Origin of the sequence: Eudoraea sp. (genome assembly GCF_049669105.1) — a bacterium.
Classification (GTDB): domain Bacteria; phylum Bacteroidota; class Bacteroidia; order Flavobacteriales; family Flavobacteriaceae; genus Eudoraea.
The window spans coordinates 1-9,494 of record NZ_JBATKE010000003.1; the positions used below are offsets into that span (position 1 = coordinate 1).

Consider the following 9,494-nt stretch of genomic DNA (forward strand, 5'->3'; position numbering starts at 1 on the left):
ATACCCTGATTGTGAATCTCATTCAATAATGGGAGGCGTAAACCTATGGAATACCTTAATAAAATCAACGTAATTGGCAAGTAACTCTTTTGAATGAGCCGAAGCAGTTTAGGAACAATAAGCACAGACGCATAATTAGACAGTTTAATTTACCCATAGTTTAAAGCTAATCAACAGTATATGATTTCATTTGAGGAAGCCTATAAGATTGTTCTCAATCAATCCCGGGATTATGGCTCAGAGTCTGTTCCTTTGATAAATGCCATGGGAAGGGTTTTAGCAGAAGATATTTATGCTGACAGGGATTTTCCTCCTTTCAATAGGGCCACCAAAAATGGTATAGCCATAAATTTTGATGCTATTGAGCATGGCCGAAGATCTTTTGAAATCAAAGGCATCCTAGCTGCCGGAAAACCTACCGTTGCTTTCCTTGAAACTGAAGAATGTATCGAAATTATGTCTGGTGCTGTGGTTCCCTTCGAAGCGGATACAGTTGTTATGTATGAAGATCTGAGTATTGAAAAGGATATTGTAACAGTCAATAGTTTACCTGTAAGGGGTCAAAATATATGTCTGCGCGGAAGTAATCAACTCAAAGGGGCAAGTTTATTAAAAAAAAACACCATACTTACGGCCTCTGAAATGGGAATACTGGCTAGTGTTGGTAAGAAAAATGTGGGGTTAAAAAAGACACCCCGGGTTGCCGTCATTGCAACGGGAAACGAATTGGTAAAGGTAGATGAACTACCATTACAACATCAGATAAGGAGGTCCAATAATTATTCCCTTTTTGGCGCTCTGGAAGTATTAGGCATTAAGCCTATGTTATTGCATTTAGAGGATGATATGGATATGATACGGCAAAAGTTAGCTTATGCAATAGAGGCTATGGACGTCCTGATAATAAGTGGCGGAATCTCAATGGGAAAATTTGATTTTATACCCAAGGTATTAGAAGAATTAGGTGTAGAGAAACTGTTCAATAGGGTTAATCAATATCCGGCCAAAACATTTTGGTTTGGAACCCATAATAATGCGGATACAATTGTTTTTTCTTTTCCCGGAAATCCAGTTTCCATTTTTTTAAATTTTCATATTTACTTCAGGGATTGGCTGTATAAATCTATTGAGCTGCCTTTAAATGAAATAAATGTTCTATTAGAAGGTTCTATAGTCGTTCCAGAGGAATTCACTCAATTTGTAGGGGTTGAAATCAAATTGGAAAATGGATGTATTTTGGCCAAAACTGTGGCCACTACCGGCCTTGGTGATCTGATCAGTTTGTCAAAAATACACGGATTTATTCGCCTCTCTTCTGACAAAAAATTATTTAAGAAAGGAGAGCCTGTACCTTTTATCCCAACAAAAAATATATATTAAATAAAAGAAAAAAATTGTAGAACCCTTTTCAGATGCAGATAGTTCGTTTACAACTTAAAATATCGATTATTGTTTTCTAAGACCTAGATAACGAAAGAAATATTCAAAGTTGCCATTATACCAGATTGCAAAAACAAAACTTGTATACAGGGCCCACTCAGGAATAATTTGGATATTAAGGTATGCACTCAAAATTAGCAGGACCAAAGCAGTTCCGGAAATAATTGTGGCAATAAATGTTTTCCGACCTCTATTGTTTAGTAGAATCATTAAAACAACAATAGTTCCCAAAATTGGTTTTGCATGCAACAGAAAAGGTGCTAATTGGGAATTATCTATATCAAAGAACATAAGAATTGCCCCGGTATATGCAATTACACAAAAAGGGCATTTGGGTAGTAGAATTAACAGTAATGTAGAGATAAAAGATATAAAGCCCTTTGACCCACTAGCCAGTTTACTTGGAGTATGTACTTTTTTACAACAGGTAGATTTTATGTTTTCCATCTTTTTTAAAGATAATTTCTATAAGGTACGAAAGGATATACTTCCCCTTTGGTGAAAATTGTTTTATTTTGAGGCAATATCAAAAAACCATCTGCTTTCACTAAATTAGCAAAATCTCCTGAACCATTGCCCTTTACGGGAGTTGCAATTAAGGAACCACTTAGATTGCTACCTAATGTTGCTTCTAAAAAATAAATCAAGTTTGGTTCAAACCGCACGTCTTGGTCTAGAATAGCATAAAGCATTGATTCTTCTATTCCAAGTGATTTAATCAACCAAAATTTTAAATAGATATAAACACAAACAAAGGAGGATACCGGGTTACCCGGAAGAGCAAAAACCCGTTTATTATTTTTACTAGTTCCGAACCAAAATGGTTTCCCAGGGCGCTGCTGTATTTTATGAAAATGTTTTACCACATCCAGCGAAGCCAATACTTCAGGTAAATAATCGAACTTTCCTTTAGAGACACCTCCGGTTATTACAAGTAAATCGTAGTCCTGCAGCAAAGTGGCCAATATGGTTTTCATTTCTTCCTTGTTGTCCGGTAAATGCCTAAGTTCTACAGGAATTCCCCACTCTTTTAATGTGTTCTGAATACCATAAACATTAGACCTGCGGATCTGATGGGTAAGCGGTGTTTCGTGTACGTCTACCAGCTCATCTCCACTAGAAATTATAACTGCTTTTGGCATTTGTTTTATAGCAACAGTAAATTTTCCAGTAGCAGCGGCTACATTAATTTCTGCACTTGAAATAAGATTACCTGCTTTACTTATCACAGCGTTTTTTACAACATCACTTCCTTTAAAATGGATATTCTGGCGGTGCTTAATTTCAGTTATGTCAATACAGGCTTTTCCATCGGCTATGGTAATGTCTTCATATCTAATTACGGTATCTGATTTATTGGGTAAAATAGCACCGGTCATTACCTCTATGCAAGTGTTTTCATCCGAAAGTGTTTGCTGTGGTGATCCTGCTGGAGCAATACCCATAATGGGAAACTCACGTTGCCCATTTCTAAAGGAGGAATAATCAATGGCAATACCATCCATAGTTACACGATCATATGGAGGCAAATCTCGGTCCGCTGTTAAATCCTCTGCAAGAACATAACCGCCACAATCCTTGATCGGAACTCTGATCGTCGGAAAAGTAGTTTTATTTTTTTCTAAAATACTTAAGGCTTCCTCATATGTAATAAATGTCTTCTCCACGGCGTTTATCCTCCTATTGAACTCATACTTTCTTCTCTACCCAATGCATTTTTCTTGTGTTTTTCAGCTTCAAAACCATTCTTTGGTTTCAGTTTTACAAGTTCGATAAACTTGGCTGTCAATTGCTCGTCAGAAACTCCGCTACGCATAAAGTCCCTTATACTGAAAACCCCGCTATCATAGAGGCAAGTTTTGATTTCACCTTTCGCAGTTATTCGTAATCTGTTACAAGTATTACAGAAAGTACGTGAGAAAGCAGGGATTATTCCAATGTCTCCCTTAAAGCCATTTATAATGTAATTGGTTGCAGTTTCACCATGCTTGCTTGTTTGAGTAGATAGACTGGGATACTCATTTTTAATAATTCGGTAGATATCAGTGGCCTTAAATATTTGGATATTTTCTTTGTAGCCCCCATTAAAGGGCATCTCTTCAATAAAACGAATATTCACAGGATGGTTTTGAGCAAATTGCACCAAAGGCAGAATATCCTGAGTATTTATCCCAAACATCACTACTGCATTTACTTTAAGTTCGAAGCCCTCATCCATTAACCTGTGTAAGACTTTAATTACTTTGGCAAAATCATTTCTTCTAGTTATTTTTTTAAAACGCTCAGCATCTAAGGAGTCCAGGCTTAGATTTATTTTATTTATGCCAAGCTCTTTCAGTTTTGGAATATACTTTTCTAATAATGTCCCATTGCTGGTTATGTGTATTGCGTCATACTTGTTCAGGCCATGGGTGCTTTCGAGAAGTTTGATAAAGTCTTTTCTCAAAAAGGGTTCTCCACCAGTAAACCGTACTTTTCTGAACCCAATATTACCCAGGACAGCCAATAGTCTTGTTATTTCTTCATAAGTAAGCAGATGAGCTTTGGGTTCATATTGTATGCCTTCCAAAGGCATACAATAAAAACATCGTAAGTTGCAGCGGTCAGTAACGGCAATTCTTACATAGTCTATAGTTCTATCGTAACTGTCTTTAAGCTGCATGTTTATAAACGATTTAAAATGTAATTAAATGAACTTGAATATTTAACCTAAATTTTGGAACTAAAAACCAAAAAAAAAATTAATATTGTTCAAGGTTAGTTGCTAAAAATACAACAAAAAACAATTCTAAGTATGCAAATTATTTGTTAATAGAAATGGCATCTTTAGAATGAATTTAATAAAACAATAAAAGATGAAGGAAATTAAATCCATTTTATCGCTATATAATAAATTAAAATCTTCCAACGAAAAAGCGGCTATTGCTCAAGTAGTTCGGGTGGAAGAATCATCTTACCGAAGAGAAGGAGCAAGGATGCTGGTATTTGAATCTGGAGTTTTTGAGGGGGGTATAAGCGGAGGTTGCCTGGAAGGAGATGCCCTAAAAAGATCCCAGATGGCAATTTTAAAAGAGAAGCCATCCATTGTGACTTATGACACTTCAAAGGATGATGAAAACCAAATAGGGGTAGGCCTTGGCTGCAACGGAATAATTGATGTATTAATTTCTCCCATAACAGATACTTTATCTACCATACCCTGGCTGGAAAAATGTGTTGCTTCCAGACAGTCACATGTTTTGATTACGCTGACGGCTTGTCCGGTTGATCCGGAATTATTGGGAACTACCTATTATTTTGACACGAAGGCGAACACTATAGAAGGTGGAAGTTTAGATCCTGAACTCAAAGAACACCTCCTTAAGGATATTACTGCAGTGGTGAATAATAAAAAATCGGGTATTTACAATTATCAGTTATCGGAAAAGTCGGTAAGCGTATTCATAGAATTGATTCCTCCTCAGTTTCATCTTGTCCTCTATGGTGATAATTATGACGTATATCCCATGATTGAATTAGCCAAAGTCTTGGATTGGGAAGTCAGTTTGGTAGGTAATATACAGAAGTTAAAAAAGGAGAAACTGACCTCAGTTAAACATATTTACAGCAAAGAGGATAAAGCACAACCATTTATTGATGAAAGGACTGCCATTATATTAATGGCTCATGATTTTAAGACAGATACAGGCAATCTGAAATTGGCATTGGAAAGTGAAGCTGCTTATATTGCTTCACTAGGACCGAAAAAACGCTTTATTAAAATTGAAAACGAGTTTAAGGAGAAAGGTCAGCCGCTTTCTGAGGCTTTTCTCGACAGAATATATGCACCCTGCGGTTTGGAATTAGGAGCTAATACTCCAGAAGAAATTGCAATAAGTATTTTCGCAGAAATACTGGCTGTTTTTACAGGAAAAAAAGGAGGGATGCTACGTGATAAGTCAGGTCCAATACACGAGAGGAGTACCTAAACTAACGCCTGTCCCAAAGTAAATTACTCGCACGCTGCTTTGCCACTTCTTTTGTAATGATGAGGATTGCCTTTTGTATATCTTCTTCGGTTGTATATTTTCCTAAACTGATGCGCAAGGTTGAAAGGGCTAGGTTTCTGCCAATCCCCATGGCAGTTAGTACATGAGAGGGATTTATCGCGGCAGAGTTACAGGCAGAGCCGTTGGAAACAGCTATATTTCGGCTGAGGGCAGCCAGCAATTGCTGGCCATCAACATACTCAAAAGATATATTCAGAGTGTTACATAGTCGATCTGATTTTTTGCCATTTATGGTAGCCTCTTCTATTAAAGAAAGTCCTTCTTCCAATTGATTTCTGAGGTTGGACAATCTGTTCCTTTCAGCCTCCAGGTTTTGGCAACTAAGTGCAATAGCCTTAGCCATTCCTACTATAGCCGGGGTATTATAAGTTCCGCCGCGTAATTTTCGTTGTTGTCCACCCCCTTGAATAAAACTTTGCAGGCTTGCCTGGCTTTCCAATTTCGCAAAAGTAAACCCAATTCCCTTTGGGCCATAAATTTTATGGGCTGAAAAACAAGCAAAATCCACCCAGGAAAAGAAATTGTCTAACGGTATTTTTCCAATGGCCTGTGTCGCATCAGAGAAAAGAAGCGTGTTTTTTTGTTTACAGATCTTGGCAATAGCTTCCATGGGTTGAATTACACCCGTCTCATTATTGGCATACATGACCGAAACGATAAGGGTATTATCTGAAATGGCAAGTGCAAGGGCATTAAGATCAATAAGCCCATTTCCATCAACATCTAAATAAGTAACATCAGCACCCTCTTCCTGAAGATATTCACACACATCCAAAGTAGCTTTATGTTCTGTTTTGACAGTCAAAATTTGATTCCCTTTATGTTTTAATTTGCGGTATACACCTTTTAATACTGCATTAATACTCTCGGTAGACCCGGAAGTATAAATAATTTCTTTTTCATCTATTTTCAAAAGAGAAGAAATATGCAAAGTGGCGTCCTCAATTGCTTCTTTGGCCACCCAACCATAAGGGTGATGTTCACTGGATGCATTGCCAAAATCTAAAGTAAAATATGGAAGCATACCTTCTAACACCTTCTTATCGCATGGTGTGGTTGCATTATAATCTAAATACAATGGGTAATTCATTACTCTTATTTAACGTATAAAATCTTTATAAAAATATGAAAATTTATAATCTGTTATTTGCTCACTATAAGGTATAAATATATAAGAATAAATATTCCTTATTATATATGTGAACTTTTTCGTTAAAGTCCACTTAAATTGCTATATTAAAAATATATTTCTTAATATATTAGCGACTTGTTAATTTAACTTACAAATAATTATGATTCCAGCTAATTTCAACTATCACAAGGCATCTTCTTTGCAAGAAGCATTTGCTTTGTCTGCGGAACTTGGTGAAGAAGCAAAATACATGTCGGGCGGGCATAGTCTGTTGCCGATGATGAAACTTCGCTTTGCCACACCCGAACACATTATCGATATCAGTAAAATCGAAGGACTATCTTATATAAAGGAAGATGGAGATTTTTTGAAAATTGGGGCCTTAACAACCCAGACTGAATTAGAACATAATGCAATTTTAAAATCAAAATATCCAATTTTCGGTGATGCGGTATGGTTAACTGCCGACCCTTCCGTAAGAAATTTTGGAACTATTGGTGGTAACATTGCACACGGAGATGCTGCAAATGATCAGCCGGCTTTGATGCTTGCACTTCGTGCAACTATTATTGCAGAAGGCGCTGATGGTAAAAAAACCATACCGATAGATGAATTTTTCCATGGTTTTTATATGACTGCTTTGGAACCAGGTGATATTTTGACTGAAATTCAAATCCCGAAATCAAAAAAGAATAGCGGAGGCGCATATCATAAAGTAGAACGTAAGGTTGGAGATTATGCTACCGCAGGTGTTGCTGTTCATATCGAACTAGATGATAATGGCGTTTGCCAAGAAATTGGTATTGGCCTTACTAATGTAAGTGCGGTGCCTATGCGTTTGGAACGCGGTGAAGAAATTTTAAGAGGAAAAAAGGTGACCGATGAATTGATAGAACAAGTGGGCGTTATTGCCGGGGAAGATGCCGAACCTGAATCTGATTTAAGAGGCTCTGAAGCCTACAAAAGGTCAATACTGAATACAATTACAAAACGAATGTTGAATAAGGCTTTAGAAAGAGCAAGACAATAGAAATAGCTATGGGAAAACACAATGTAACAATGACAATTAATGGTGAAAGCGTTTCTGCGGAAGTTGATTCTCGCCTGCTCTTAGTTCACTTTATTAGAGAAAATTTAGATATGACAGGTACACATATTGGATGTGATACATCTAGTTGTGGTGCTTGTACCATTTTAATTGATGGTAAATCAGTAAAATCTTGTACGTATTTAACGGTTAGAGCAGATGGTGCTAATATCACTACAATAGAAGGTATTGCTGCTGATGGTACCAATCATCCTTTGCAAAAAGCATTTCACGATCAACATGGTCTTCACTGTGGGTTCTGTACTCCAGGTATGATAATGAGGTCTATAGACATGTTAGAGACAAACCCAAATCCCACAGAGAAAGAAATTCGTTGGGGTATTTCAGGGAATTTATGTCGCTGTACAGGATACAACAATATTGTTAAATCTGTTCAACAGGCCGCAGAAGAAATGTCTAAAGAAAAAGAAGCTTCAGTCTAACCTCTAAACAAAGAAATTATGTTCTCATGTAAAACAACACCAGAGGTAGGCGGAATGGGCCACTCGGTAAAACGAAAAGAAGATGCTCGATTTTTGCACGGCAAAGGTAATTATACCGATGATGTCAAACTACCGGGTATGCTACATATGGTTATTGTGCGCAGTCCTTACGCCTATGCCAAAATATTAAGTATCAATAAAGAAAAAGCCTTAGCTATTGATGGCGTTTTAGCAGTTATTACTGGTGAAGATTTGGCACAATACAATCTGCATTGGATGCCTACTTTACTTTCGGATTCGCAAATGGTTTTGCCTACGGATACCGTGATGCACCAGTCGCAAGAAGTTTGTGCGGTTATTGCAACCGATAGATATATCGCTGTTGATGGGGCGGAAGCAGTAGATGTGCAATATGAGCCAATGAAAGCATTAGTCGATCCTTTTAAAGCTCTCGATGAAGATGCTCCTTTACTACGACCAGACAAAGAAGGTCAAAAAGACAATCATATCTATCATTGGGAACGTGGTGAACGCGAAAAAACGGATGCGGCAATTGCTGCTGCTGACGTGGTGGTAAAAGAGCGTATTCACCTACCTAGAATTCATGTTGCTTCAATTGAAACATGTGGTGTGGTCGCGTCTTATGACAAGGATACGGAGAAAATGTTGATTTATTTAACATCTCAAGCACCGCATGCAATTCGAACGATTTTAGCTTTGGTTGCAGGTCATGTTGGCTTATCCGAAGAAAAAATTCGAATTATCGCTCCGGATATTGGAGGTGGTTTTGGAGGAAAAGTTCCTGTTTATCCAGGATACGTAATTGCAATTGCCGCTTCTTTCTTAATTGGTAAACCAGTAAAATGGATTGAAGACCGTTCCGAGAATTTGGTGAACGGATTTGCGCGTGATTATCATATGGATTGTGAATTGGCGGCAACTAAAGACGGAAAAATTCAAGCCTTTAAAGTTTCGACATTAGCAGATCATGGGTATACCGATTCTTCTGCGAACCCCTCAAAATATCCAACGGGAATGTTCTCCATTTGTACGGGTTCTTATGATTATGAACATGCTTTCGCTGAGTTAGATGCAGTCTATACCAACAAAGCCCCTGGTGGAGTTGCTTATCGCTGTTCTTTCCGCGTGACGGAAGCCGTACATGCCATAGAACGTATGGTTGATATGCTGGCTGCCAAAATAGGAAAAGACCCTGCCTTGCTGAGAATGGAAAACTTTATAAAGAAAGAGGATTTTCCATATGCTTCGCCTTTAGGATGGAGCTATGATAGTGGCGATTATAAAGCTACGCTGGAGAAAGCCATGGAAATGGTGGGCTATGC

General features: G+C 37.6%; 9 protein-coding genes. 5 read left to right on the forward strand and 4 right to left on the reverse strand.

The genetic code is table 11. The features are described from left to right. The first annotated feature begins 180 nt into the window (after positions 1–180). Positions 181–1,380 (forward strand): molybdopterin molybdotransferase MoeA, encoded by a 1,200-nt coding sequence (locus tag WBM60_RS00055; RefSeq protein WP_424277480.1) that lies wholly within the window; start codon positions 181–183, stop codon positions 1,378–1,380. Positions 1,381–1,446: 66 nt separating this feature from the next. On the opposite strand, the gene WBM60_RS00060 is transcribed toward WBM60_RS00055, so the two are convergent. Genes WBM60_RS00060 through moaA form a run of 3 tightly spaced genes read right to left on the reverse strand, consistent with a single transcriptional unit; the run spans position 1,447 to position 4,102 of the window. Beyond that, positions 1,447–1,887 (reverse strand): hypothetical protein, encoded by a 441-nt coding sequence (locus WBM60_RS00060; RefSeq protein WP_424259343.1) that lies wholly within the window; start codon positions 1,885–1,887, stop codon positions 1,447–1,449. Positions 1,888–1,892: 5 nt separating this feature from the next. Beyond that, complete coding sequence (locus tag WBM60_RS00065) at positions 1,893–3,107, reverse strand: molybdopterin molybdotransferase MoeA (protein ID WP_424277479.1); 1,215 nt, start codon at positions 3,105–3,107, stop codon at positions 1,893–1,895. 5 nt (positions 3,108–3,112) lie between these two features. Further along, complete coding sequence (gene moaA, locus WBM60_RS00070; protein WP_424259345.1) at positions 3,113–4,102, reverse strand: GTP 3',8-cyclase MoaA; 990 nt, start codon at positions 4,100–4,102, stop codon at positions 3,113–3,115. A gap of 193 nt (positions 4,103–4,295) precedes the next feature. On the opposite strand from moaA, the gene WBM60_RS00075 reads away from it, so the two are divergent. Further along, positions 4,296–5,408 carry an XdhC family protein gene (locus WBM60_RS00075; protein ID WP_424277478.1) on the forward strand — a complete coding sequence of 371 codons (1,113 nt, stop codon included), beginning with the start codon at positions 4,296–4,298 and terminating at the stop codon, positions 5,406–5,408. Between the two features lies 1 nt (position 5,409). Here WBM60_RS00075 and WBM60_RS00080 read toward each other — a convergent pair whose 3' ends face one another. Continuing rightward, positions 5,410–6,579 carry a cysteine desulfurase family protein gene (locus WBM60_RS00080; protein ID WP_424277477.1) on the reverse strand — a complete coding sequence of 390 codons (1,170 nt, stop codon included), beginning with the start codon at positions 6,577–6,579 and terminating at the stop codon, positions 5,410–5,412. A gap of 202 nt (positions 6,580–6,781) precedes the next feature. Between WBM60_RS00080 and WBM60_RS00085 the strand changes: the two genes are divergently transcribed. From WBM60_RS00085 to WBM60_RS00095, 3 genes are all read left to right on the forward strand, one after another. After that, positions 6,782–7,651, forward strand: coding sequence for an FAD binding domain-containing protein (locus WBM60_RS00085; protein WP_424277476.1), 870 nt, complete (start codon positions 6,782–6,784; stop codon positions 7,649–7,651). A gap of 8 nt (positions 7,652–7,659) precedes the next feature. Next, the gene (locus WBM60_RS00090) at positions 7,660–8,151 is read left to right on the forward strand and encodes a (2Fe-2S)-binding protein (protein ID WP_424261558.1); all 492 of its coding nucleotides are present in this window, start codon (positions 7,660–7,662) and stop codon (positions 8,149–8,151) included. Positions 8,152–8,169: 18 nt separating this feature from the next. Further along, positions 8,170–9,494: molybdopterin cofactor-binding domain-containing protein (locus WBM60_RS00095; protein WP_424282609.1), on the forward strand; the 1,325-nt coding region annotated here is incomplete at its 3' end.

Coding starts and splice junctions, on each gene's coding strand:
- WBM60_RS00055 (WP_424277480.1), top strand. CDS start 181: ATGATTTCATTTGAGGAAGCCTATAAGATTGTTCTCAATCAATCCCGG.
- WBM60_RS00060 (WP_424259343.1), bottom strand. CDS start 1,887: ATGGAAAACATAAAATCTACCTGTTGTAAAAAAGTACATACTCCAAGT.
- moaA (WP_424259345.1), bottom strand. CDS start 4,102: ATGCAGCTTAAAGACAGTTACGATAGAACTATAGACTATGTAAGAATT.
- WBM60_RS00075 (WP_424277478.1), top strand. CDS start 4,296: ATGAAGGAAATTAAATCCATTTTATCGCTATATAATAAATTAAAATCT.
- WBM60_RS00080 (WP_424277477.1), bottom strand. CDS start 6,579: ATGAATTACCCATTGTATTTAGATTATAATGCAACCACACCATGCGAT.
- WBM60_RS00085 (WP_424277476.1), top strand. CDS start 6,782: ATGATTCCAGCTAATTTCAACTATCACAAGGCATCTTCTTTGCAAGAA.
- WBM60_RS00090 (WP_424261558.1), top strand. CDS start 7,660: ATGGGAAAACACAATGTAACAATGACAATTAATGGTGAAAGCGTTTCT.